The sequence below is a fragment of the Petralouisia sp. genome, from assembly GCF_056822245.1.
On sequence record NZ_JBQIOP010000029.1, the window covers coordinates 1 to 25,323 of the forward strand.

The window sequence follows — 25,323 nt, forward strand, 5'->3', positions numbered from 1 at the left end:
ATTTAACCGCCGGAGTAATAATATAATAGTATTCTCCCTTTTTGGTCAGATGAGGAGCCTCGATACATCCCCGGTCTGTTCCGCCGCGCCACATTCTTTTGGGATATCCCACAATTTCTTTTCTTTCAGTAGAATACTCCACCATGCAGATAGCGCCGGGCTTTTCATATCCTTCCCGTGTCTCCCATTCCAGAGAGACCACATATTTCTTTCCATTGTCATCATGGAAAATGGATGCGTCAAAACCGGAAGAATGCAGGTATACAGGTTTGCTCTAGGGTCCTTGAATATCTTTTGCAGTGCTCAGATAATTATCAACATCAAAATATCGTGCATTCATAGAGTTCATTACTCCATATACAACATAGAACAGATCTTCTTTTTCGCAGTATGTCAAACACGGCGCCCAGATTCCTTTTGCACTGGGAAGTTTTTTCAGATCCACTTCCTCGTCGTCTGTCAAAACATGTGTAAGCAATTCCCAGTTTTTTAAATCCTTTGAATGGTACACCGGGATACCGGGGAACCACTCAAAGGTAGATACTGCCACATAATAATCTTCTCCTTTTCTGCAGATACAGGGGTCGGGATTAAATCCCGGAAATATTGGATTTTGAATCATTGTCTTATCCTCCTCGCTTTATTTTTCTGTCGGGAACCAGCTGAAGTCTACGCATCTTCCTAAATCCCAGCTGTCCCATCCAATCCAGCCTTTGTCGTTTACGGTGTCTGTCAGCAGTTTATAACTCCAATAAAAGTATCCGCTGCCTTTATTCCATGCCTTGAGCTGTGCATTGGCAATGATGCGATAAATTTTTTTCTTTTCCTCATCATCCAACTGCTCCTTTGGACTCCCCTCCATACCATTCAATATGCTTTGCCCTCCTTTTGTGTCAAACCCGCAGGCCAGCGAATTGAACAAACACCATTCGCCGCATATCACCAGGAAATATTTCAGCTGGATTTCATCAAAATGTATATTCCTGAAGTACAGCAATTACAGTTTATTTTAGGCGATCCCAGTGAGAACCCCCATTCGGCAAACGAAGCTTGAAATATTCAAAGAAACTCTGACGCAAATGCAGATTGCCAATGACATCCGTCCAAAAGGTTATCTTTTGCATTTTAACAGCCTGCTTTTTTGGAGTCCGGGTATTTCTGCCGCTTTTTTAAGAAACACATGGGGCTTACGTTTTTGGAGTACCTGAATGAGGTCCGCATATCTCATATTTATCAGGATTTACTTACAACAAATGATACCTTGCAGGATATTTTGGGACGTCACGGTTTTACAAATTATAAATTATTTCGTAAAGTATTTTTTGCACACTTTAACGCTGCTCCTTCACAAATCAGGAAACGGTTGACGCGGGATTTTTAGAAGCAACAGTAAAATATTTATAAAGATACGACAAAATTCGACAGAATATACAATTATACAATCGTTATGATAGAATAAATATGACCAAAGGACTATTAATCGACATAGATCGCACTGGTACGATAGTACTTTGAGCTCTTTGTCGAATCCAGGGGAAATCTTTTCATTGAAGGAATAATTAATTGAGGATATAATACAAATAGTTGCCTTTTATGAGGGTTTATTAGCAAAATCAACAGGAGGATGTAACGTGGAAAAATTGAATGTGGCAATTGCAGATGACAATGAGAGAATGTTGAGGGAATTGGGGGATATTGTAAGAAGTGATGAAGAACTCCAGGTAGTCGGAACGGCGAAAGATGGAGAAGAAGCATACGAAATGATAAAAAAGAAAGAGCCGGATGTTGTGCTTTTGGATATTGTAATGCCGAAACTGGATGGTTTAACGGTAATGGATAAAATCAAAAATGACAAAAATATGAAAAAGCACCCGGCTTTTATCATGATATCAGCAATCGGGCAGGAAAAAATCACGGAAGACGCATTTTCATTGGGAGCAGATTACTACATTATGAAACCGTTTGACAACGACGTGGTGTTGAACCGGATTAAGCACGTTAGGAATGCTGAGGTACATAAAGGCAGCGAGGTGCGCAAAGTCAATGCATATGAACGGAAACAGGAGTTAGAAGAGCGGAATCTGGAAAGCGATGTGACAAATATTATTCACGAAATCGGCGTTCCTGCTCATATTAAAGGCTATCAGTACCTGCGGGAGGCAATTATTATGTCTGTGCGGGATATGGAAATGCTTAATTCCATTACTAAAATACTTTATCCCGGAATAGCAAAGAAGTATCAGACCACCCCAAGCCGGGTAGAGCGAGCCATCCGTCATGCCATTGAAGTGGCGTGGAGCAGGGGAAAAATGGACACAATTGATGAATTATTCGGATATACCATCCATAATGGAAAAGGAAAACCTACAAATTCTGAATTTATAGCTTTAATTGCAGACAAAATTCGGTTAGAATATAAGCTGAGAGAATAAGTAGGAGGTTTTTTACATGAAGAGAATACTCTTTGCAGCATCTGAGGGAAATCCCTTTATTAAAACAGGAGGATTGGCGGACGTTGTCGGCGCGCTGCCGAAATATCTGGATAAAGAGAAATTCGACGTAAGAGTTTTTCTGCCTAAGTACCTGTGCATTCCCAAGGACTGCAGACAAAAAATGAAGTACATAACAGAAATTTATGCAGACATGCCGAGAGGGAAAGAGTACATAGGAATTTATGAAGCAAAAGTAGATGGAATTGTGTATTATTTTATTGACAATGAACATTATTTTGCGGGAAACAGCCCCTATCATCAGATTTTTGAAGATGTAAATAAGTTTGCCTTTTATTGCAGGGCAGTTTTGGCCTGTCTGCCGGAACTGGGATTTTGCCCGGATATCATACATTGCCATGACTGGCAGGCGGCTTTGATACCGGTATTTTTGGATGCTTTCTATCGGGAAAATTCCTTTTACCGGAATATAAGAACGATTATGACCATTCACAATCAGAAATTTCAGGGCAGATGGCGGATTGACGATATTGAAAATTGCAGAGATCTGCCGGCAAATTACCGATATGGCGCTATGGAGGCCTATGGGGAGACGAATTTCCTGAAAGCGGGGATTCTCCATGCAGACCGGGTTACTACGGTCAGTGAAACTTATGCAAAGGAAATCCAGGAGCAGGCAGGCGGAGAGGGCTTGGACGGGGTGATGCGGGAAATATCCGGAAAACTTTCCGGTATTGTCAACGGAATTGACGAACAGGAATACAATCCGATGACAGATCCCATGATTTCAGTACATTTTAATGAGAAAACCATAGCGAAGAAAAAGAAAAATAAAGAAGCGCTGCAAACAGCCCTGGGACTTCGGAAGGATTCATCTGCCCTGGTGCTGGGCGTGGTTTCCAGACTGACCCAGCAGAAAGGCTTTGATCTGGTAAGGGCAGTGATGGAAGAAATGCTGAATACCCTGAATATTCAGATAGCAGCTCTGGGAACCGGAGAGGAGCAGTTCCAGGATTTTTTCCGGCATTATGACTGGAAATACCCGGATCGGGTTTCGGCAACCATAGGCTACAGTGAGGAAATTGCCCATATGATTTATGCAGGGGCAGATGCTTTTTTAATGCCTTCACAGTTTGAGCCCTGCGGGCTGAGCCAGCTGATCAGCATGCGTTACGGTACGGTTCCCATTGTGCGGGAAACGGGAGGCTTGAAGGATACCGTAGAGCCTTACAATGAAATCTGGCATACCGGAAACGGGTTCAGTTTTACAAATTATCACGCAGGCGAGATGCTGACGATTGTCCGGTATGCTTATGATGTGTTCTGCAATTATCCCAAAGACTGGCGCGGGATGATGAAACGCTGTATGGAAATGGATCATTCCTGGCAGAGTTCTGCAAAGAAATACGAAAAACTGTATCAGGAGCTTTCATAGATAGAATTTTGCCGGAAAATACAAAAAGCTGTATCAGGAGCTTTCGTAAACGGAAATCTGCCCGGTATGCCAGTTATAATAATAGACGCAGTCGGACAGGATTTCTTCAGGGGCTACTTCTGTCAGATTGATTTCCTGTACGAGAGAGGGCAGTTCTTTGGGATCTCCGGCGGCGGAAGCGGGTATGGCAATTACTTCATGAACGCTGCTTGGAAGAAGGTAAAGGCTGTCCTTCAGACGTTCGGCCACCTGCTTTAATTCCTTCTGGTAAAGAATGCAGCAGGCTCCGTTGAAACGTTTCTGGTTGGTGATTACATACATGGGAACAATCTGGGAATGAAGGGTTTCCCGGGCTTCATCGCGTTCCGGCCCAGGAAGCAGATCCAATGCAGGCAGAACCAGATCTGCAAGTGAATCACAGCAGAAAGTGAGCAGGACGGGAGTGTTTGTAAAGGCGGCGTCATAAAGCTCTTCCATAGAAATATTCCAGTATTCCAGGTGTTCATTGTAGATGGGGATGGCTGCATTTTTACAGGGGCCTTCCTGTATCAGACAGTAAAATACAATAGCCAGATCCAGATAGGGAACATGGGGGACTTCTTTCAGGAGTTCCCTGTTTCGTTCATAATGGATTAATTTGTAGACGATGCGGGAACGGATGTTGTCAAAACAGGTAAAAAATGAAGTGTCGATATTCCGAAGGCTGCAATGCTCGTAATAATAGCTGAGAATCTGATTCTGAAGAGCAGGAAATGAAGCTCCGTCCAGATATTTGGAAAAATAAGAATTCAGGTAAATGGTGGGCGAGATGTTGCTGCCTGGTTCCAGAATCGTAAGACCATCCAACAGGATGTGATTGTTATGGGAAAACTGACGGATCGAAATGTGTGTGCCTGCCGGAAACAGTTCCGCCAGATTGTCTGTCAGTTTTTGTTTAAATTCTTTGTAAGTCATATTACCTCCTGGCTGTGCTGGCAGTGGGAGGTACATAAAAATATATGTGTTTTTCACTATAACACGGGCAGAGTAAAAAAGCAAGAAATTTTTGTAAAAATCGGACAAAAAATCCAGCCGCCCGGTGTAAAAAGGACGGAAATTGCAAGAGTTTGTAACAAAATGGCATGGAGTATGCGAAGTTTTTTATTGACAAATATCAGTTGACATGTATAATGTAAGTATGTTTTTTTATAAATTTTAGAAGATTAAAGTGGTGCAATATGAAATAAACACACAGTCATTATGCATGTTTCTTTGATCTTTGCAAATCAAAATACAGAAGGTAGGAGAGAGGAAAGTGGCGAAGTATATTGGAAAACGATTAGTGCTGGCGATTGTCTCGATTCTTATTGTCAGCGCCATTACATTTTTTGTAATGAATGCTATTCCGGGAGGCCCCTTCAATAAGGAGAAGGCCACCAGTGCGGAAGCGCAGAAAGTTTTGGAAGAGAGGTATAATCTGGACAAACCAATTGGAGAGCAGTATGTGCTCTATCTTAATAATTTGATGCATGGAGACTGGGGGATATCCCTTCATAACGGACGTGACATCTGGGATGAAATTCAAATGCGTTTCCAGGTATCGGCCAAGTTAGGCGGTATGGCGGCGGCAGTTGCCATCGTGATTGGACTGGTGCTTGGCAGTATTGCGGCCCTCACCCGCAACAAGCTGCCGGATCGGCTTATTATCTTTTTTACAACATTGGGGACAGCGATGCCATCCTTTGTTCTGGCAACTCTGCTTCTTTTAATATTTTGTCTGAAGCTGGGATGGTTTCCGGTATGGTCCTCCAGCAATCCGAATTACGTTCTGCCGATTATTGCGCTGAGCGTATATCCTATGGCATATATTACACGTTTAACAAAGACAAGTATGTTGGATTCTCTGAATCAGGATTATGTCCGTACTGCAAAAGCAAAGGGAGTTCCGGGCTGGAAAGTAATCTTTAAACATGCGCTTCGTAATGCACTGGTTCCTGTTGTCACTTATGTGGGACCTATGGTTGCATATATTCTGACCGGTTCCATGGTTGTGGAAAATATTTTTACCATAGGCGGACTTGGATCAACGTTTGTAACAAGCATTGTAAACCGTGACTATACGATGATTATGGCAGTTACGCTGTTTCTTGCCATTTTGATGGTATTTGCGAATTTGCTGACAGATATTGCGTATAAGATGATTGATCCGAGAATCACGTTTGAATAAATTGAGAGAAGGACAGAAAGGACGATAGGAGTATGCCAGAGAATCAGGAGTTGAAGAAAAAGCAGCTCTTTTCCGCCCAGGTGGATTTGAGTAAATTTAATGATAAAAGTTTTGAACCGGCAACGGAGGATGAAAAGAAGCAGCAGGATGTTATGGGAGAGTCCACCACGTTTTTCAAGGATGGTATGAGACGGCTCAGGAAAAATCCCCTTGCTATGGGAAGCATTGTAGTGTTGGCTCTGATTATTGCGACTATTATAATTGCGCCGATGATTGTGCCGTATAAATATTCACAGATTATTTCGGTAAACGGAATCCGGGATAAGACCGCTGCAAATCTGGGACCCTTTGAGTATTCCAAGCTGGAGACAAAGTACATGGAAGAGACAGGGGAGAAGCTGTTTCCCCATATTTTCGGAACTGACAGTTTGAGCAGGGACTACTTTATCCGCGTAATTTATGGAACGAGAGTCAGTCTTTCGGTAGGCGTTGTGGCATCTATCATGGTATTGATTATCGGACTTTTGTACGGTTCCATTGCCGGATATTTCGGCGGGACGCTGGACCTTGTGATGATGCGTATTGTGGATATTATTTATTCTCTGCCGGACATGCTGATCATTATTCTGCTTTCGGTGGTTCTGAATGAGACGCTGAAATCTTTCATCGAGGGAACGGCTCTGCAGGCGTTGGGAACCAATATGATTTCGATTTTTATTGTGTTCGGTTTGCTGTACTGGGTAAGTATGGCCCGTCTGATCCGCGGGCAGATTCTTACGATTAAGAATAATGAATATGTATTGGCGGCAAGATGTATCGGCACGAAAAACAGCAGAATTCTGCGCAGGCATATTTTACCCAACTGTTTGTCTGTTATCATTATTACGACTGCATTACAGGTGCCCAGCGCAATTTTTACAGAGAGTTACTTAAGTTTCCTGGGACTGGGCGTTTCTGATCCGCTGACTTCTCTGGGAAGTCTGGCCAATGACGCCAGAGCGGGTATGCAGTCCTATCCTCTGCGGCTTGTGATTCCTGCAGTTGCAATTTGTCTGATTGTGTTGGCGTTGAATTTACTGGGCGATGGTCTTCGTGATGCATTCGACTCTAAATTGAAATAAATAAGGAGATAAGCAGATGAGCGAAGAAAATAAATATATTTTGGAAGTAAAAGATCTCCATACCAGTTTTTTTACGGAAAATGGAGAGGTTCAGGCAGTAAATGGAATTTCCTTTACCTTAGAGCCGGGAAAAACCCTGGGAATTGTGGGAGAATCCGGTTCCGGTAAGTCGGTAACGGCGTATTCCATTATGCAGATCCTGGCAGAAACCGGTAAAATTACCTCCGGAGAAGTGAAGTTCCATGGAGACGACATTACCAAATGGGGCAGCAGACAGATGCAGAAATTCCGCGGTGAGAAATGCTCCATTATTTTCCAGGACCCTATGACCAGCCTGAATCCGGTGTTTACGGTTGGAAGCCAGTTGGTGGAAGCAGTTCTGCTTCACACGGATAAAGATAAGAAACAGGCCAGGGAACGCGCCGTAGAGATGCTGACACTGGTTGGGGTAAATGAACCGGAGAGCCGGATGAAACAGTATCCCCACGAGCTGTCCGGCGGTATGCGTCAGCGTGTAATGATTGCCATGGCATTGGTCTGCGAGCCGGATATTCTGATTGCAGATGAACCCACTACGGCCTTGGACGTTACGATTCAGGCGCAGATTTTGGAATTGATGCAGGATTTGCAGAAAAAACTTGGAATGGCAATTATTATGGTAACCCATGATTTGGGTGTAATTGCAAGCATGTGCGATGAGATTCTCGTTATGTACGGCGGAAGAGTTTGCGAGCGGGGAACGGCAGATGATATTTTCTATCAGCCGGCCCATGAGTATACCAAAGGTCTGCTTCGCTCCATACCGAAAGCAGACAATATGAATGAAAAGCTGGTTCCCATCGGCGGAACACCCATCAATCTTCTGCAGATGCCTGAAGGATGCGCATTCTGCCCCAGATGCGATGCGGCTATGAAGATCTGCCTGAAGGAAAAGCCAGAAGAACTGCGTGTCAGTGACACACATCTGGCAAGCTGTTGGATGAATATTAAAGAGCTTTATGAAGCACAGGAAGGAGAACGGTCATGAGTGAAAACGAAAAGTATCTGTTAAAGGTAGATCACTTAAAGCAGTACTTTCCCGTGCGTCAGGGATTAAAAACAATTCCGCTGAAAGCGGTGGATGATATTTCTTTTGCCGTAAAGCCCGGTGAGACATTGGGGCTTGTAGGGGAATCCGGATGCGGAAAAACAACGGTAGGAAGAACGCTGCTCAGGCTGTATCAGCCAACCTCAGGACGTATTGAGTTTGACGGAGAGGTGCTTTTTGACAGCGGAGAAAAATACGATGAAAAGGGAAAAGTCATTTTAGGCCCGGACGGCAAGCCGGCTCTTGGGAATAAAGTGGATGTCAATATGCTGCCTTACCGCAAGCAGATGCAGATGGTATTTCAGGACCCGTATTCTTCCCTGAATCCGCGTATGACAGTGGAGGATATTATCGGGGAGCCGTTGGATGTGCATAACCTCTATGCCAACCGGAATGAGCGCAGGGAGAAAATTCTGGAACTGATGGAACTGGTAGGACTGAATGCGGAACATGCCATGCGGTATGCCCATGAGTTTTCCGGCGGCCAGAGACAGCGTATCGGAATTGCCCGTGCACTGGCGGTAAATCCGAAATTTATCGTATGCGACGAACCTGTTTCTGCTCTGGATGTGTCCATTCAGGCTCAGGTAGTCAATATGTTTGAGGAATTACAGGAAAAATTGGGCGTTGCATATCTGTTTATTGCCCATGACCTTTTGATTGTACACCATATTTCAGACCGTATAGCGGTAATGTATCTTGGTAAAATGATGGAGCTGGCAGACGCAGACGAGCTGAATGCCAATCCAATTCACCCATATACGCTGAGTTTGCTGTCCGCAGTGCCTATTCCGGACCCGGATACAGCAAGAAAGAGCAAACGTATTATTTTAGAGGGAGACGTGCCAAGTCCCCTGAAAATGCCTACCGGATGTCCGTTTCGGACCAGATGCCGGTATGCGACTGACCAGTGTGCACAGGAGATGCCTCAGTTAACAGACCGGGGCAACGGACATATGGTTGCATGTTGGAATAAGTAAGGTTTTTTCCAGAGTTTTTCTTTGGTGAAAGCATAGATTTCAATATTTCAAATAGGAGGAAATAATATGAAAAAGAAACTGGTATCCGTATTACTGGTTGCATGTATGGCATTGAGCCTGACAGCCTGCGGCAAAAATGATGCAGGAAATAAAAAAAATGATGCAGCAGATAATACACAGACAGAAGGCACAGAGAATTCTGATGCAGAAGAAGGAGCAGATACAGAAGAGGGAGCAGAAGGTGGTTCCATCACTAACTCTGACACAAATGTGCTTTACATCAATCTGGCTTCTGAGCCTGACTATCTTGACCCGGCGCTGAACAGTTCAGTAGACGGCGGATGTCTTGCGGTAAATACGTTTGCAGGACTGTATACTTATGACAAAGAAGGAAATCTGATTCCGGATTTGGCAGTGGATATGCCTGAAGTGTCCGCAGAGGAAGAAAATGAAGGCAAGATTTATACCGTTAAACTGAAAGAATCAAAATGGAGCAACGGTGACGATCTGAAGGCACAGGATTTTGTGTACAGCTGGAATCGCGCATGTGCTGAAGAGACAGCAGCAGATTATGGATATCTGTTTGACATTATTGCAAGAAAAGACGACGGTACTCTTGCAGTAGAAGCTACAGATGATTATACACTGGTAATTACTTTAGTAAATCCATGTCCGTATTTCAATGACCTGATGGCTTTCCCGACATTCTTCCCGGTACATCAGGCTTCTGTGGAAGCAGCAGATCCGGATGGATCAGTTCCCGGAAAATGGGCGCAGGAAGCAGGATTTGTATGTAACGGCGCATACACTCTGGAGTCCTGGAATCACGATGAAAGCATGGTTTACAAGAAAAACGCCAACTATCATAACGTTGACAGCGTAACCATGGAAGAGCTTCACTTTATGTTAAGCGCTGACGACACTGCAATTTATGCAGCGTACAACAGCGGAGACGTAGATTATATTGATAGTGTTCCAAACGATGAAATTTCTTCTTTGAACGGCGTGAATCCGGAATTCGGTATCCTGGACAACCTGGGAACTTACTACATTGGCTTCAATGTAAACGATCCGATTTTTGATGGAAAAACAGTAGAAGAAGCTGCAAAAATGCGTCAGGCTATGAACCTTCTGATTGACCGCCAGTTTATCGTTGAAAATATCGGACAGTCCGGACAGATTGTTGCAGATTCTTTCGTTCCGGTTGGAATGGCAGACGGTAACGGCGGAGAGTTCAAACAGGCAGATACCAGTTACTATGATGCAGAAACTACCGGCGCAGCTATGGTAGAGGATGCTAAGAAATTGATGGAAGAAGCAGGATATAGCTTCACAGACAACGGCGACGGCACTTATAAAATTGACCCGGCAATCAACATGACATACCTGACCAATGACGGTACCGGCCATGTTGCAATTGCACAGGCAGTACAGCAGGATTTAGGCGTTCTTGGAATTACCATGGAAATCCAGACTCAGGACTGGAACGTATTCCTTGAGAACAGAAAGAACGGAAGTTTTACCATCGCCCGTGAAGGATGGCTGGCTGATTACAATGACCCTGTAAATATGTTAGAAATCTTTACTTCTGATTCCGGTAACAATGACATGCAGTTAGGAAAAGGCGAGAAGAGCGATTCCGCACCGGATTGGGCAGAATACGACGCATTGATTACAGAAATCCGCAACACTGCAGATTTTGCAAAACGTGTGGAGTTAATGCATAAAGCAGAAGATATGCTGATGAATACATGGGCAGTTGTTCCGCTTTACTACTACAATGACATCTACATGCAGAAACCTAACGTAGATGGAATTTATGCAACCGTATACGGCATGAAATATTTCATGAATGCTACCAAGAAATAAGATATTGTGTTTGTGAATTACTGAATTTCAGTACAAAAGACAAGACATATAAAATCATCCCCGCAGAAGAACCTGCCAAAGAGCAGTTCCTGCGGGGGTGATTTTTTCTTTTATTCAGGTTTACTATAGTATTAATCTGCTGCCTTAATCTCTTTCCAGAGCAGATTCAGCTTCATGGTGGCTTTATCATCCAGAGGTTTTAAAACTTCACAGTTATTCAGCGTTTCTGTAGGCGGGAAAATGGTTGTATTTTCCTGCAGATCCGCATCCAGAGAATTTTTTGTTTTCTGATTGGGAGTGGCATAGTACACATAGTCGAAATTCATCATGGATACATCTTCCCGGCAGAGAAAATTTAGAAATTTTTCTGCATTTTCTTTCTGTTTGGCGGATTTGGGAATAAACCAGGAATCAATCCACATGTTGGAGCCTTCTTCCGGTACGGAAAAAGCCAGTTTGTCGTTAAATTCCAAAGCATATCCGGCCTCGCCCGAGTAGACCACGGCCATGGCGGCATTTTCCGAAATCATTTCGTCCTGGGCCTCGTCCACCAGATAAGAATATACCAGAGGTTTTTGTTCAAGTAGTAAATCCTGGGCTTCTTTCAGCTGCTCGTCATCTGTGGTGTTCAGGGAATAGCCCAGGATTTTCAGAGCTACCATAAAAGAATCCCGGACAGAATCTGCCATAATGATCTGGCCGGAATATTCTTTATCCCAGAGGATTTTCCAGGAGTTCACTTTGGATTCATCCACCATATCTTTATGGTAGAGGATGCCCACTGTCCCGAAGAAATAGGGGATAGAATATTTATTTTCCGGATCAAAGGATTTGGAAAAATCAAAGTAGGTGGAATCCAGATTTTCCGAAAGGGGGATATTGCTGTAATCCAGTTCCAGGACCTCCCCTTCCTGAATCAGTTTTTCTATCATATAATCGGAAGTACAGATTAAGTCGTAATCAATGGCTCCGGCCCGGTATTTGGTGTACATGTTTTCCGGAGTGATGTATTCTTCCAGTTCCACGGTAATTCCCGTTTCTTCCTCAAACATTTCAATGGCGTCCGGGTCCAGATATTTGCCGTAATTTAAAACAGTCAGCGTATTTTCTGAATTCTTAGATCCGCAGCCTGCCAGCAGCCCGGAAAAAACCAGGCCGGCGAACAGGCAGCAGATGGCTTTTTTTCGTTTCATTGATATCTCCTTTCTTGCGGCCGGAGGCCTTCGCCCTTTTGTAAAATTTATGCTTCTTCCCTGCGGGCAGAGGGGCCGAAATTCATAAACAGCAAAAGCACCAGGGCCAGTAAAAATAAAATGGTGGACAAGGCATACATTTCCGGCCGGATGCCTTTGCGCATTTCTGTGTAAATCATGGTGGACAAGGTGTGAATGCCTGCTCCTTTGGTAAAATACGTAACGGAAAAGTCATCCAGCGACATAGTCATGGCCATCAGAAAACCGGAAAATACGCCGGGACGTATCTGAGGCCAGATGATTTTGAAAAAAGCGTACAAAGGCGTAGCGCCCAAATCCAGAGCCGCTTCGTAAGTGGTGCGGCTGCTCTGCTTCAGCTTAGGCAGCACATTCAGTATCACATAGGGGATGTTGAATGTGATATGGGCAATCAGAACGGTGCTCATGCCAAGGCGCGTGAAGCGCACGAACAGAAGCATCATGGAAAGTCCCGTCACAATATCTGCATTGAGCAGCGGAATATTGGTGGCGCCTATCATAACAGCCTGATTTCTCTTTTTCATGGCGTCAATTCCCAGGGCTGCCAGTGTGCCTAAAAGGGTGGCGAACAGCGCCGAGGCCAGGGAAATAAACAGCGTGGTGCCGAACGCTTCCATAATGGAACCGCTGGAAAACAGGTTTTTGTACCATTTTAATGTAAAGCCGCCCCATTGAACCCTGGTTTTGGAGTTGTTAAAGGAGAGTACGATCAGCACTCCAATGGGCAGGTACAAAAACAGAAAAATGAAAGCCAGATAAATGCGTTCTGCAGATTTTTTTACCATACGCCAGCACCTCCTTCTTCTCCTTTAGAGCTCATCAGAGCCATGCTTGCAATTACAAAAATCATAAGCACCAGGGACAGTCCGGAACCCAGGTTCCAGTTATATTCCTGCATAAATGCCTGTTCAATGACATTTCCGATTAAAAGCACTTTGCCGCCTCCCAGCAGATCAGAGATGGCGAAAGAAGTCAGGGCCGGGACAAATACCATAATGATGCCGCTGACAACGCCCGGCATGGTAAGGGGCACAATGATTTTAAAGAAAATGGTAACGGAGCCTGCCCCCAAATCACCCGCCGCTTCAATGATGTCCTGCTGAATTCTGGACATGGCATTGTAAATCGGCAGGATCATAAAAGGCAGGAAATCATATACCATGCAGAATACTACGGCGGCGGGGGTGTTCAAAACGTCCAGTACAGGAAGTCCCAGTCCCTCTAAAATGGTGTTGATGACGCCGTTATTAGAAAGCAGCAGCTTCCAGGCAAGGATGCGCAGCATAAAGTTCATCCACATGGGCAGGATAAAAATAAATACGATAAATCCCTGGCTTTTTTCTTTCATATTGTTTAAAATCATGGCCAGAGGGTAGGAGAGCGCCAGACAGACGCCGGTACAGATGACGGCCAGTTTCAATGAGAGAAACAGTGATTTTAAATGTATGGATGCAAAGATGGAGCTTATATTTAATAAAGTAAAATGTCCGCTGGTGGTAGTGAAGGCATAGTACAGGATCATTACCACAGGAAGCAGGATAAAACCCGCCATCCATAAAAGATATGGGCCGGCAAGAAGCTGCCGTTTTACATTACGCATCTGGGTTCACCGCCTTTTCACAATAGTTGGATTCTAATTTATTCATCTGATTCTACCGCCTTTTCGTCACTGGATTCCGGTTTGTTCATAATCTGGATATTGAAGGGGTCTACCCGGATGCCCACATGGCTTCCTACCGGATGCATCTGGGTGGTCTGCACCAGCCATTCGAATCCATTGGCAAGGACTTCAATTTCCCAGTGGACGCCTTTAAAAATCAGGGAGGTGACATCGCCTTCCAACATTCCTGTTTCCGGAGGTACCAGTTCCACGTCTTCCGGACGGATTACCACGTCCACAGGGGTGTGGCTGCCGAATCCTTCATCCACACAGGGGAAGTTTACCCCCAGAACCTGAACCAGACGGTCTCTTATCATGGTTCCGTCAATAATGTTGCTTTCTCCGATGAAATCAGCCACAAAAGCATTGGTGGGCTCATTGTAGATATCTTCCGGCGTACCAATTTGCTGAATGTAGCCCTGGTTCATTACCACAATGGTGTCGGACATGGTGAGAGCTTCCTCCTGATCGTGGGTAACGTAAATAAAGGTAATGCCCAGTTCATTTTTCAGGCGGATCAGTTCATACTGCATATCCTGGCGCAGCTTTAAATCCAGCGCTCCCAGAGGTTCGTCTAACAAAAGCACCTTAGGTTCATTGACAATGGCCCGAGCAATGGCAATTCTCTGCTGCTGGCCGCCGCTTAAGGAATCCACGCTTCTCTTACCAAAGCCTTCTAAATTTACCAGCTTTAAGGCGTAATTGATTTTATCGTCAATATAAGCCTTGCTTTTCTTTTTGATTTTCAGTCCGAAAGCAATATTTTCTGCAATGGACATATGGGGAAATAAGGCGTATTTCTGGAATACCGTATTGAGCTGCCGTTCATTGGGGGCAAGGCTGGTGATATCCTTTCCGTCAAAAATTACTTTGCCGGAATCCGGTGATTCAAAGCCGCCGATAATCCGCAGGGTGGTGGTTTTTCCGCAGCCGGAAGGACCTAACAGTGTCAGAAATTCATTTTCACGGATATACAGGTTCAGGTCGTCTAATACCATCTGTCCGTCAAAAGATTTGGTGATGTTTGCTAAATCAATCAGTCGTTTGCTCATGGCCGATGCTTCCTCCTAAAAACTTGGAGGCGTGGAAACCCATAATATAGTAGCTTCCCTGCCGCCGTAATTTTCTATGTAATGTTTTTTTCCTGCTTTAAAATAAAAAGACTCCCCTTGCCTGATCACAAAAGAGCGGGGCCCGTAGTGCAGCTTTACGGAGCCTTTCAGAACGTAACCGAATTCCTCTGTTTCAGTGGGAAGATACATTTCAGAAGTCCCATGGGGGGCCAGAGTGACCAGCACCGGTTCCATGGCGTTTTTCTGGGCGTTGGGTATGACCCATTTAATGGTATGGCGCAAATCTTCATTTTCCTTAATAAAATAATCTTCCTGTTTAAACACAATCTGTTCCGGTTCCTGGTCAGTGAAAAATTCTGCCGGGGTAGTGCCGAGGCACTGGATAATGTCAAGCAGCGTACCCACAGAAGGGGAGGTCTGGTTGCGTTCCACCTGGGAAATGAATCCCTTGGAAAGCTCACTTCGATCCGCCAGTTCCTGCTGGGTCAGCCCATATTGTATGCGCAGTTCTTTCATGCGGTGCCCGATATCCATAAAAGCCATCCTTTCTAAATGAATATAAACTTTATGTATAGTAATTGTAAAGTCAAACCAATAATAGATTTTTTGTTTAATAATAATAAACAAAATCTATTATATCCAGAAACCAGAAAATGTCAATAGAAAACCGGCAGAAAAATTTACAAAAATTTTCAGAAAAGGGATTGCAAAACAGAGAGAAAACGGGTATAATAGACAAAGATTTTATAAGACATGCCAAAGTGGCGCAGTTGGTAGCGCGTCGCATTCGTAATGCGTAGGTCGAGGGTTCGAGTCCCTTCTTTGGCTGATTACCGGGAGCTGTGAAGTATTGCAGCTCCTTTTTGTAAATCTTTGCTTCCGGCCGGATAGAGTGCCGGCTTGGAAGTGTAATAGCTTGATGGAAAAGTTGTGGCAGCCAAAGACGGGAACGCAGCCTGTCAGAAAGCAGTTTGGGTGTAAATTATGAGCCGTGCGATTGCAGTTTATTATATATTTTGCCCTCAGAGACGGGAGACTTCGGGGAGCTATCTGCAATATCAGAGGGAGATTGCAGATCAGGCATTAAGATATGGTTTCAGAAAGCAATTTGATCTTGAATTCAGCCGGGATAAGGTGGTAACAGGGAAAAACGGGAAACCATATTGGAACGGGGAGGAGGATGTCTGGTTCAGCGTGAGCAATACGGACGGCCTGGTGGTTTGCGGAATCACTGGCAGCGGCAAAAAGACAGATTCAGAGAGAAATACGTCGTCTGTGGATTCCAATTGCCCCGCGCTGTCTTGCGGCAGCAGGGGCCCGGAGCATTACAGGTATGAAATTGGCGTGGATGCGGAAAGACCGCGAAGCGTCCGGATGCCGCTGCTTCTGCGATGCTGCAGCCAAGAAGAGATTCAGTATATTCTTGGGAAAGAGAATGACTGCGGTTCACGGGAGGAACGGTACTGTGAGGAAAACAGAACAGAATCGTCAGAGCAAGGCTGTTTTGTTTCTGAAAAAAAGACAGACAGACCCCAGTTTAAATTCCAGGTTCAGGATCGCTTTTCACAGATTTGGACGCTGAAGGAGAGTTATATCAAAATGACAGGAGAGGGCATGAGCTTCCCATTAAAAGAAGCCGCATTTTCTGTTCAGAAAAAAGTGAACGGAGAACTTGATATATCCTGCAAACAGCCTGGTTCTTTTGCCCAGAGAAAGATAGACGATTACTGGATTGCAGTTTGCTCTGATTTTGGTGAAAAGGCCCGGATCGTCTGGCAGGAACTGAAATTTCCGATTCAGAGCGTGTGAAACATGCATCTGGCAGAAAGAATGTTTCAAACACGCTCTGGCAGTTGTTTTGGCGTATTGGAATACCGGCTGTTTGCAGCAGGAAATTTTTTAAAAACACTGCAGCACAGAGTGGGCATGTCGATAAATAGTCATTTTTAATTCAGCCGTTTTAAATATTGCTTTTCCAGTACATTAATCAGGCTGTACAGTCCCCAGGCCAGAATGCACAGGATTACAATGGACATAATTACCCAGTCCAGCTTAAAAACCTGGCTCCCGTAAATAATCAGATAACCAAGTCCCTGCCGGGAGGAAATAAATTCCCCGATAATAACCCCCACCAGACACAGGCCGATATTGACCTTCATAAGCGAAAACATGGCAGGGATATTGGCAGGAAGGATTACTTTTGTGAGGGCGTGATAGTTCTGGCCGCCCATGGTGTAAATCAGCTTTATTTTTTCCGGGTCCACAGACTGGAAGCTGGTGTACAGGCTTAAAATGGAACCGAAAATGGCGACTGATACGCCGGTGATAATAATGGTTTTGTAAGTTGCGCCCAGCCACACAATCAGAAGCGGCGCCAGGGCGGATTTGGGAAGGCTGTTTAAAATTACAAGATACGGCTCTAACGTTTCCGAGAGACGTTTGTTAAGCCATAATATAATTGTTATGGCAAGGGCAAAAAACAGAACGAGTCCGAAGCTGGCAATTGTTTCAAACAGGGTGATTCCGATGTGGGCAAACAAGGTATGATCCAGTATCATTCCATAAGCGCAGCGCAGCACCTTGGATGGGCTGCTGAAGATAAAGGAATCAATTAATTTCAGCCTGGCAGCTCCTTCCCAGACAGCCAGAAATAAAATAAAAATGCACAGCCTGCTGACTGTGACAGTGCGTTTATGCTTTTTCTGAGTAAGCAGAAAATTCTGTTGGGCAAGGGAGATTTCACTCATCTTCATTCAGCTCCTTCCATATTTTATTAAAATAATCTTTAAATTCCGGAGAATTCCGCCGTTCCAGTGCGCTGATATTGTCCGGAAAATTGATATCTACCACAGTCTGAATGGTGGCGGGGCGTTTGCTTAATACCAGTACCCGGCTGCCCAGACTGACTGCTTCTGACAAATCATGGGTTACCAGAATTGCGGTTTTCCCTTCTTTTTTGATAATTGCCCCAATATCATCTCCTACGGTGAGACGTGTCTGATAATCCAGAGCGGAGAAAGGCTCATCCAACAGCAGAATTTCCGGCTTCAGCACAAGGGTGCGGATCAGGGCCGCCCGCTGGCGCATGCCGCCGGAAAGCTGAGAGGGCCTGGCGTCTTTGAATTTGTACAAGCCGTAAGTTTTCAGCATATTCAGCGCTGTTTCTTTTGTTTCCGACGTCAGCTTATTCTGGATTTCCAGTCCAAGCAGAATGTTTTTCTCAATGGTGCGCCATTCAAACAGATGGTCGTGCTGCAGCATATAGCCGATGGCATTGCAGCTTTTCTGGTTCAGCTTCTGTCCATAAAACAAGATGGAACCGTGCTCCGGTTCCAGAAGCCCTGACAGGAGGGAGAGGAGGGTGGATTTGCCGATGGCAGAGCAGCGGAAACAAAGGGAGTGATTTTAACCAGGTCGGAACATGTATTTTTAGGTATGTTTGATGATTATTGCGGGATGGAAAATAAAATTTATATCAGGATTAAATATTTTATCAAAAAAATCAAAGATATCATATCAGGAATTTAAACAACCCATAAAGAATAAATTGCCAGCGGGCGCATAGTATACTATGAACTCTGCTGGCAGGAAGTGGGTTGTTATGGCAGGAAAAAAACAGGAAATTAGGATTGTAGTACATATGCCAAAGCAAGTGGCTTCGGTTTTCAGCAGAGAGCAGGCAGAAGAATTTTGGATAGAAAAAATATCAGGGAAAATCAGGGAATCCGGCCTTACAAAGCAACAGCGGAAACAACTGGCAGATAATTTGAATCATTGAAATTCTTGAATCATTTCCGGATACAGGCAGGCATACCTTTCTGGTGTGCCTGCTTTTGCGTGTCATATGGAAATTGATTGTGAAACAAAGGGGGATAGGGTATAATATGGCATGAGGAGGGTTCCACGAAGTGGGAAAAGCCCGGATGGTATCTGTATGGCGCTGAAAAAATGGTATCGGATGGAGGTGGAAGTGATGAAGAAACCATTACCGATCGGTATTGATAATTTTGAAAAAATAAGAAAAGATGGCTATTACTATGTGGATAAAACCATGTTGATTAAAGAACTGCTGGAGTTAAGAGGAGAAGTAAATCTGTTTACCCGTCCAAGGCGTTTCGGAAAGACGTTAAACTTAAGTATGCTTCGGTACTTTTTTGAAGATACGGGGGATGCAGAGAAAAATGAAGGGAATAAGGGGCTGTTCCAGGGGTTGAAGATTATGGAACAGGGCAAAGAATTTGAAAAACATATGGGCGGGTACCCGGTTATTAACCTGACATTGAAATCAGCCAGGCAGCCAACCTTTGCATCAGCATACAGTAAGATAAAAAGAGCAGTCGCAGATGAATTTCAGAGGCATCAGTATATCTTAACGAGTGAAAAAATTAATGAGGAAGATAAGAAGCTGTTTCAAAAAATTGCAGGCCGAAGAGCGGAATATGATGATTATTCGGGGGCATTGGAGTTTTTATGCAAATGCATTCATCAGGCAACAGATAAGAAAACAGTGATTCTGATTGACGAATACGACGTACCGCTGGAAAATGCATATTTTAGAAATTTTTATGATGAAATGGTCAGTTTTATCCGTTCCCTGTTTGAATCTGCGCTGAAAACGAATGAATATCTGCAGTTTGCTGTAATTACAGGATGCCTGCGTATTTCCAGGGAGAGCATATTTACAGGGCTGAATCATCTGAAGATTATATCCGTACTTGACCAAAGATACAGTGAGCATTTTGGGTTTACGGAGCAGGAAGTCATACAGATGATGGAATATTATGGCGCAAAGAGCCGCTTCTCTGTCATGAAAGAGTGGTATGATGGATATGCCTTTGGCAGTACAGAGGTTTATAATCCCTGGAGTGTAATCAATTTTATGTATGATTTATATGCAGATGTTCAGGCATATCCGCGTCCCTATTGGATCAATACCAGTTCCAATGATATTATAAAAGACATGATTGCCAGGGCTGACCGGGAAATGAAAGGGCAGATTGAAATGCTTTTGGGCGGCGGAACTCTGGATATCCAGGTTCATGAAGAAGTAACTTATGAAGATATACACAGTAACAGCGAAAACCTGTGGAATTTCCTTTATTTTACAGGGTATCTCACAATGGAAAGTGAATATTTTAAGGAATCGTCAATCTTTTTGCGGGTAAGGATTCCCAATACAGAGGTGAAGGCGATTTACGAGACTACGGTTTTAAACTGGATGAAAGATACCATAAAGAAAGAGGATTTTCATGATTTATACCACGCGATGGAAGATGGGGATGCCCGGAAAATGGCAGACATATTGAACGGGCAGTTGTTTTGTACCATTAGTTTCTATGACAGTGCAGAGAACTTTTATCATGGCTTCCTGGCGGGAATTTTAAGCCAGAGTGAGAATTATCTGGTGAAGTCCAATCGTGAGTCGGGAAATGGGCGGTCAGATATCATGGTGAAAAGTCCGTCCCTGCGGGGGAGGTCATTTATTCTGGAGCTGAAAGTATCAGACTCGATTGATGATTTGGAGGACGATGCAAAAAAAGCGCTGCAGCAGATATATGATAAAAAGTATATGGAAGAACTGCGTAGGGAAGGATATCGAAAGATTGATTGTTACGGGGTGTCTTTCTTTCGGAAAGATTGTGAAGTCTGGTTTGGGAAAGGGTAACATTGATCAGATGAAAGACTGGGAATTTTTGATTTGGAAATTATAAGAACAGAAAAATGAGTGGAAAAAGAGCAGCCAGGGAAGCTGCTCTTTCCTGTGGACTTCATTGCAGGTGGCTCTGTTTCGGCACATAACGGATCAGAGGATGTCATCATACTGCTTAAACATAGCAGTTGCTTCTTTCTTTGAATATTAAGGATACGGTTTTGCCTGTATCTACGCCGCATAAACTTTGATATTTTTCCCGGAATATGCTGGAAACCCATACTGCCATGGAAATCAGGCTGAGGCTGTCCCATTCTTTTTGAAAAGTGATGATAAAGTGCCATATCTTTCTTTTTCTGGAACTGGTTTTCTTCTTTATTAATTTGTTACATTTATGTGGGTAATGATATATATTTTTAAATTTTGATAAATGATGAAAACATATGAATCAATAAGATATTACTCCGGCGGTTAAATATCGCAGTATCTTACTTGCCCAAACCTCCATCTGTTGCGTTGTGCCCGATAAAGCGGGGCAGACCCTCATCAATCGCTGTAGCCCTCGCTACAGCTCAATCTTCCGCATTGCATATGAAAATTTGTTCTGCGTAATCTACTGCGATATTTAACCGCCGGAGTAATATAATTGAAATATAATTGAATAAGAAAGAACCCAATGCAAAACAAGAGGTGAAAGATACAGATATAAGATATAGGATATATAAATATAGAACAATATAAATGGAAAGTAAATAATAATGGAAAGACAAGAATGTGTAATCGTATGGCATAGGCAGCATTCCAACAGGTAACCAGCCTTTTCGTGTATCCTGGAACCCCGTATTTTGGGCTTCCGGGATTTTTTTAGTTGGAAGTTGTACGCACAAAAGATTAGAAACGGTTACCATCAGTAACAATTAAATGTTGCTGTCAGTTGTAAAAAATAATAAATAATAAATGATAAATGATTATGACAGTTGGAAGAAGATGCCAGAAAACAGTATTTGAATTACATATTATAGCTGTGATACACAGCCATGCAGCATGGAACTTGTTTTTCAAATTGGGTGGAATTATGCTTAAATTCCAATTTCCAGATGGTGTAATGGACGTTCAGGGAGAGTCAGAGGTTTCCAATTCTGCGGCAGGATATTTAGATTTTACAGAGGCAGGGACAATAGAATAAGAATAAAAGAAACTAACAGTGAAAACGGTAATGCAAATTTGTCACGAAATATAAAATCTGCTTAGCTTTGTTCTAGAGCAGAACAGGGAGGAACTGAGACAGAAAAAATTTTTTGAAAAAAGGAATACATAAAATATAAGGGTTTCCAATATCCAAAAACGGAAATTAGCCCTTCCTGTCAATAATATCACAGATAATCTGCTGTATACGGGTCAGCTGTGTACCGCTTAATCCGGTGATTTCAATATAATTCCTGTCGTCCAGTTCCAACAGATAATCTGGACTCATAGAAAAGAACTGTAAGATTTTAACCAGCCTTTCAATTTCTATCATGCAGAAATAAAAATTTTTATATATAAGCAAAAAGATTTCCAGAACGTCATAATATGTCGTTCTCATACAGTATGGTATAGCTGTAACGGAGGTCGGGTAGATGGCAAAGGCGGATAAGGTAACCCGGATTATGATAATGTATGAAGCCATGCGCAGGGGGAGGGCAATCCATAAGAAAGCTTTCTGCATGGAATATGGAATCTCCGAACGTACATTTGAAAGGGATATAGCGAAAATCAGGACATTCTTAAGCGAAAATTATAGCGGGCAGGAAGCTGAGTATATCCGTTCCAGAAATAGATATCAAATGTTGGGGAGCCGTGAAAATGGAGAACTGTCCTTCTCAGAACTGGCACTGATCCTTAAGATAGTAAAAAGCGGACAGGCATTGGAAAAGAATGAATTTGAAGGGCTTACAAGGAGCCTGCAGTCTGTAATGGAGAAAAGGAAAAAAGAAACAGCTCAGAAATTTATTCAGCAGGAAATCAGCCAGTATGAGGAAAAGGAAGGACAGGAAGCCTTTTTAAAGCTGTTTGGCGATTTGTTGGAATGTATTTCAGAGCGGAACGTCATCCGTTTAGAGATGAAAGGAAAATGTCAGAGAGAGAAAATGATTCAGTTTTATCCAGTTGCAATGGAATGTCAGGAAGGAGAATTTTATCTTTTGGGCTACCAGAAGGAACAGGAACTTTCTGTATTTCTGCTGGATGAAATAGAATCCTTCCAGATAGCCATCCAAAAATATGATAAGGAAATTGCAAGGAAGTACAGTTACCAGAAAGGGAAAGAACTATGTAAGAAATTGCAGGAGAAAAGGAGAGGAAAAACATGAAACGAATGAAATTCCCATTCCCTCAATGAAGGATGATATTGCGAAACTGGAAAAGGAGTATAAAGAACGGAAATTCAAGTGTGCCTCCAGAGGCAGGTAAACAGGAGGAAAATTGGATGGGAGAAAGAAAGATGTATTACGAGAAAGACTCAGATATGGGGTCTGTGGGTGGTAAACAGAAAAAGGATGAAAGCACTGTGGATGGACTAACGGTGAAAGAAGCAGCAAAAGTCCAGGAGATATGGGAACGTTTTTTAGCAGCATACAAAGAGAGCGGCCAGGAACAGAAAGAATTTATCTGGTTAGAACGCCAGCTTAAGAGAGAACTCCCGGAGAAACCACAGGATGAAATCCATAAGATGAAAGAGGAGATTGTCACCTCTATCCGGGAATATGATACAGATTTACAGGATATGGCAAAGCAGATGGAAAGCGGCAGGACGAAGGAACGGTGGTTCGCTGACCGTCTGGAGGAAGCAGCAAAAGGGGTGGCAGTCAATAGGTATGGGGATTACCTGAACCAAATTAATACTGCAATGGAAGATGCAAATATCCAAATGATGAAAACTGTTATGAGGATGGACGGAGAAGTCAAAGAATGCATCAATCTGGATGGGTTTATTGCAGAGCAGCATCAGGTAAACAGCTTTAATGCAAGGGCAGCATTACAAAAATCTGGATTTTATGCAGAGATACCAAAGGAAGGAGAGGCGTACGGAAAAAATTCCTTTGATGTGGTAATCCGAAACAAAAGCGAAGCAAAGGAAATTGTGCATCAATATCAATTTAAATTTGGGAAAGATGTAAGGTCTACCATTGAACTGTTCAGACGGGGCAATTACAACAATCAGAGAATGGTGGTTCCTGCGGATCAAGTGGAGGAAGTGCAGAGGGCATTCCCAAATAAGACGGTAACAGCATATATTGGCGGTACGGATAAAGTAGGAATTACATCTGACCCGCTGACAAAAAAAGCGGTCAGGCAGATGCAGACAGAAGCTCAGGAAACAGGCGTAATCCCAAAGACAGACTGGAATGTGTACAATACCAGGGAACTTGCCATTAACCTGGGGAAACAAGCTGGTGTGGCTGGGGTGCAGGCTGCATTGTTTACCACTGGAATCAGCCTGGCAGGACAGGTACTCAGCGGGAAAGAGATTGACGGGGACGAAGTGGTGGAAACTGCTTTGCGGACAGGGGCGGATACAGGTGTGAAAGCAGCGGCAGGAGGCGCGCTGACGGTGGCTTCAGAAAAGGGCATCCTTTCCATCTTGCCAAAATCCATGGCGCCGGGAACTATTACAAGGATTGCCTGTGTTGCTGTGGAAAATGTGAAAATTCTCTGGAAAGTTGCGAAAGGGAATTTAACCTTGAGGGAGAGCTTAGAACATATGGGCAGAACCAGTACAGTCATGGTTTCCGGTTTGGTCTGTGCTGGAGTCGGGGCAGGGATTGGGACAGCAGCCTTTGGATGGATAGGGATTATAGGTTCAATTATCGGTGGAGTAATGGGCGGCATTATGGGGTACACCGCTGGAAGCACAGTTGGGGAGAAAGTAATCAATGGTGGGAAAAAGGTTGCGGAAAAGGGAAAGGAAGTTGTGGAGCGGGTCTGGGAAAGCGTGAATGAATTTGGAGGGAAAGTTCTGGATGGAATCTGCTCTTTGTTCTGGTAATCATTCAAAATACAGGAGGATAGGAAATGGAATAATTAATAATGTCTCTGCCAAAAAAAATGTATATTCTGTCAAGATGGAATGTCGGATCTATTAGGTAAAATCAGGGCAGGAATATGGAAGTACCAGTCTTTTCATTAACAATGACATAATATGTCATTGTTAGGGTGTATGATGAGGTAAATACGAGAAGAGAATTGGAAAATATGTTAGGAAGAAATGCATAAAAGAATGGCATGGTACAGAAAAAGAAAAGCGGAGAGGGAAATGATATGAGAGAGAAAATGCTGGAACAATTAAAAGAGGAAGAAAGGGAACAAAGACATGAAGTATATGAAGAAAAGCTGGAGGATGCTGTGAAAGAAATATCTCAGCTTGTTTTAGGAGAGAGATGGAAAGAAATCGAGGAAAGAGTTGAGAATATTATGGATATGGTGCAGAAGATGGCTTTTACAGAAGGTTACATTTATGCAATTGCAACACTGGAAGAAGGATTAACAAATATGGTATAATATATTTGGAAGAAAAGATGT

At 43.5% G+C, this 25,323-nt stretch carries 22 protein-coding genes, 1 tRNA gene and 3 pseudogenes; 15 read left to right on the forward strand and 11 right to left on the reverse strand.

The annotated features are described in order from the left end of the window. Both ACTO17_RS12285 and ACTO17_RS12290 read right to left on the reverse strand, forming a co-directional pair. Window positions 1-622, reverse strand: a pseudogene (locus tag ACTO17_RS12285) (family 43 glycosylhydrolase); the annotation flags it as partial. An 18-nt stretch (window positions 623-640) separates the two neighbouring features. Beyond that, window positions 641-955, reverse strand: a pseudogene (locus tag ACTO17_RS12290) (beta-glucosidase); the annotation flags it as partial. Between the two features lie 186 nt (window positions 956-1,141). Between ACTO17_RS12290 and ACTO17_RS12295 the strand changes: the two are divergent. From ACTO17_RS12295 to glgA, 3 genes are all read left to right on the forward strand, one after another. Then, window positions 1,142-1,381 carry a helix-turn-helix domain-containing protein gene (locus ACTO17_RS12295; protein ID WP_482558127.1) on the forward strand — a complete coding sequence of 80 codons (240 nt, stop codon included), beginning with the start codon at window positions 1,142-1,144 and terminating at the stop codon, window positions 1,379-1,381. Window positions 1,382-1,631: 250 nt separating this feature from the next. Beyond that, complete coding sequence (gene spo0A / locus ACTO17_RS12300; protein ID WP_172535836.1) at window positions 1,632-2,432, forward strand: sporulation transcription factor Spo0A; 801 nt, start codon at window positions 1,632-1,634, stop codon at window positions 2,430-2,432. A gap of 16 nt (window positions 2,433-2,448) precedes the next feature. Continuing rightward, on the forward strand, window positions 2,449-3,885 hold the full coding sequence (glgA, locus tag ACTO17_RS12305; protein WP_172535837.1) for a glycogen synthase GlgA: 1,437 nt from the start codon (window positions 2,449-2,451) through the stop codon (window positions 3,883-3,885). Between the two features lie 33 nt (window positions 3,886-3,918). On the opposite strand, the gene ACTO17_RS12310 is transcribed toward glgA, so the two are convergent. Next, on the reverse strand, window positions 3,919-4,839 hold the full coding sequence (locus ACTO17_RS12310) for a DUF5688 family protein (RefSeq protein ID WP_172535838.1): 921 nt from the start codon (window positions 4,837-4,839) through the stop codon (window positions 3,919-3,921). A gap of 340 nt (window positions 4,840-5,179) precedes the next feature. Here ACTO17_RS12310 and ACTO17_RS12315 point away from each other — a divergent pair, with 340 nt between their 5' ends. From ACTO17_RS12315 to ACTO17_RS12335, 5 genes are all read left to right on the forward strand, one after another. Then, window positions 5,180-6,091, forward strand: coding sequence for an ABC transporter permease (locus tag ACTO17_RS12315; RefSeq protein WP_172535839.1), 912 nt, complete (start codon window positions 5,180-5,182; stop codon window positions 6,089-6,091). A gap of 32 nt (window positions 6,092-6,123) precedes the next feature. Beyond that, window positions 6,124-7,212 (forward strand): ABC transporter permease, encoded by a 1,089-nt coding sequence (locus ACTO17_RS12320; RefSeq protein WP_172535840.1) that lies wholly within the window; start codon window positions 6,124-6,126, stop codon window positions 7,210-7,212. Window positions 7,213-7,228: 16 nt separating this feature from the next. Beyond that, complete coding sequence (locus ACTO17_RS12325; RefSeq protein WP_482558128.1) at window positions 7,229-8,239, forward strand: ABC transporter ATP-binding protein; 1,011 nt, start codon at window positions 7,229-7,231, stop codon at window positions 8,237-8,239. Continuing rightward, the gene (locus ACTO17_RS12330; RefSeq protein WP_172535520.1) at window positions 8,236-9,279 is read left to right on the forward strand and encodes an ABC transporter ATP-binding protein; all 1,044 of its coding nucleotides are present in this window, start codon (window positions 8,236-8,238) and stop codon (window positions 9,277-9,279) included. The genes ACTO17_RS12325 and ACTO17_RS12330 overlap by 4 nt, the downstream gene beginning before the upstream one ends. Before the next feature lie 66 nt (window positions 9,280-9,345). Then, on the forward strand, window positions 9,346-11,148 hold the full coding sequence (locus tag ACTO17_RS12335) for a peptide ABC transporter substrate-binding protein (RefSeq protein WP_482558129.1): 1,803 nt from the start codon (window positions 9,346-9,348) through the stop codon (window positions 11,146-11,148). Window positions 11,149-11,279: 131 nt separating this feature from the next. On the opposite strand, the gene ACTO17_RS12340 is transcribed toward ACTO17_RS12335, so the two are convergent. The 5 genes from ACTO17_RS12340 to ACTO17_RS12360 are packed head-to-tail and all read right to left on the reverse strand — an operon-like array spanning window position 11,280 to window position 15,647. Further along, window positions 11,280-12,341: an ABC transporter substrate-binding protein gene (locus ACTO17_RS12340; RefSeq protein ID WP_172536057.1), complete on the reverse strand. Its 1,062-nt coding sequence runs from the start codon at window positions 12,339-12,341 to the stop codon at window positions 11,280-11,282. Between the two features lie 47 nt (window positions 12,342-12,388). Further along, on the reverse strand, window positions 12,389-13,165 hold the full coding sequence (locus ACTO17_RS12345) for an ABC transporter permease (RefSeq protein ID WP_172536056.1): 777 nt from the start codon (window positions 13,163-13,165) through the stop codon (window positions 12,389-12,391). Beyond that, window positions 13,159-13,980, reverse strand: a complete 822-nt coding sequence (locus ACTO17_RS12350; protein ID WP_482558130.1) for an ABC transporter permease — start codon at window positions 13,978-13,980, stop codon at window positions 13,159-13,161. Before ACTO17_RS12350 ends, ACTO17_RS12345 begins: the two co-directional genes overlap by 7 nt. 38 nt (window positions 13,981-14,018) lie before the next feature. Continuing rightward, a complete protein-coding gene (potA, locus tag ACTO17_RS12355) occupies window positions 14,019-15,092 on the reverse strand; it encodes a spermidine/putrescine ABC transporter ATP-binding protein (RefSeq protein WP_482558131.1) in 1,074 nt (357 codons plus the stop codon). 15 nt (window positions 15,093-15,107) lie between these two features. Beyond that, entirely contained in the window at window positions 15,108-15,647 is a 540-nt protein-coding gene (locus ACTO17_RS12360; RefSeq protein ID WP_482558132.1) for a helix-turn-helix domain-containing protein, read from the reverse strand. A 221-nt stretch (window positions 15,648-15,868) separates the two neighbouring features. On the opposite strand from ACTO17_RS12360, the gene ACTO17_RS12365 reads away from it, so the two are divergent. After that, window positions 15,869-15,941, forward strand: a tRNA-Thr gene (locus ACTO17_RS12365). A 156-nt stretch (window positions 15,942-16,097) separates the two neighbouring features. Continuing rightward, window positions 16,098-16,922: a 4'-phosphopantetheinyl transferase family protein gene (locus ACTO17_RS12370; RefSeq protein WP_482558133.1), complete on the forward strand. Its 825-nt coding sequence runs from the start codon at window positions 16,098-16,100 to the stop codon at window positions 16,920-16,922. Between the two features lie 137 nt (window positions 16,923-17,059). Here ACTO17_RS12370 and ACTO17_RS12375 read toward each other — a convergent pair whose 3' ends face one another. Further along, window positions 17,060-17,860 (reverse strand): ABC transporter permease, encoded by an 801-nt coding sequence (locus ACTO17_RS12375; RefSeq protein ID WP_482558156.1) that lies wholly within the window; start codon window positions 17,858-17,860, stop codon window positions 17,060-17,062. Next, window positions 17,853-18,494 (reverse strand): annotated as a pseudogene (locus tag ACTO17_RS12380) (ABC transporter ATP-binding protein); the annotation flags it as partial. The gene ACTO17_RS12375 and the pseudogene ACTO17_RS12380, both read right to left, overlap by 8 nt. Window positions 18,495-18,714: 220 nt before the next feature. Between ACTO17_RS12380 and ACTO17_RS12385 the strand changes: the two are divergent. Together ACTO17_RS12385 and ACTO17_RS12390 are read left to right on the forward strand one after the other, a co-directional pair. Continuing rightward, window positions 18,715-18,891: a hypothetical protein gene (locus ACTO17_RS12385; protein WP_482558134.1), complete on the forward strand. Its 177-nt coding sequence runs from the start codon at window positions 18,715-18,717 to the stop codon at window positions 18,889-18,891. 156 nt (window positions 18,892-19,047) lie between these two features. Then, window positions 19,048-20,778, forward strand: coding sequence for an AAA family ATPase (locus ACTO17_RS12390; protein WP_482558135.1), 1,731 nt, complete (start codon window positions 19,048-19,050; stop codon window positions 20,776-20,778). Window positions 20,779-22,114: 1,336 nt separating this feature from the next. Here the strand turns inward: ACTO17_RS12390 and ACTO17_RS12395 are convergent. Next, on the reverse strand, window positions 22,115-22,237 hold the full coding sequence (locus ACTO17_RS12395; RefSeq protein ID WP_482558136.1) for a hypothetical protein: 123 nt from the start codon (window positions 22,235-22,237) through the stop codon (window positions 22,115-22,117). 145 nt (window positions 22,238-22,382) lie between these two features. Here ACTO17_RS12395 and ACTO17_RS12400 point away from each other — a divergent pair, with 145 nt between their 5' ends. The 3 genes from ACTO17_RS12400 (at window position 22,383) to ACTO17_RS12410 (ending at window position 25,302) form a co-directional block, all read left to right on the forward strand. Continuing rightward, window positions 22,383-23,114: a helix-turn-helix transcriptional regulator gene (locus ACTO17_RS12400; RefSeq protein WP_482558137.1), complete on the forward strand. Its 732-nt coding sequence runs from the start codon at window positions 22,383-22,385 to the stop codon at window positions 23,112-23,114. Between the two features lie 116 nt (window positions 23,115-23,230). Next, a complete protein-coding gene (locus ACTO17_RS12405) occupies window positions 23,231-24,790 on the forward strand; it encodes a hypothetical protein (protein WP_482558138.1) in 1,560 nt (519 codons plus the stop codon). A 272-nt stretch (window positions 24,791-25,062) separates the two neighbouring features. Further along, a complete protein-coding gene (locus ACTO17_RS12410; protein ID WP_482558139.1) occupies window positions 25,063-25,302 on the forward strand; it encodes a hypothetical protein in 240 nt (79 codons plus the stop codon). Window positions 25,303-25,323 lie beyond the last annotated feature (21 nt).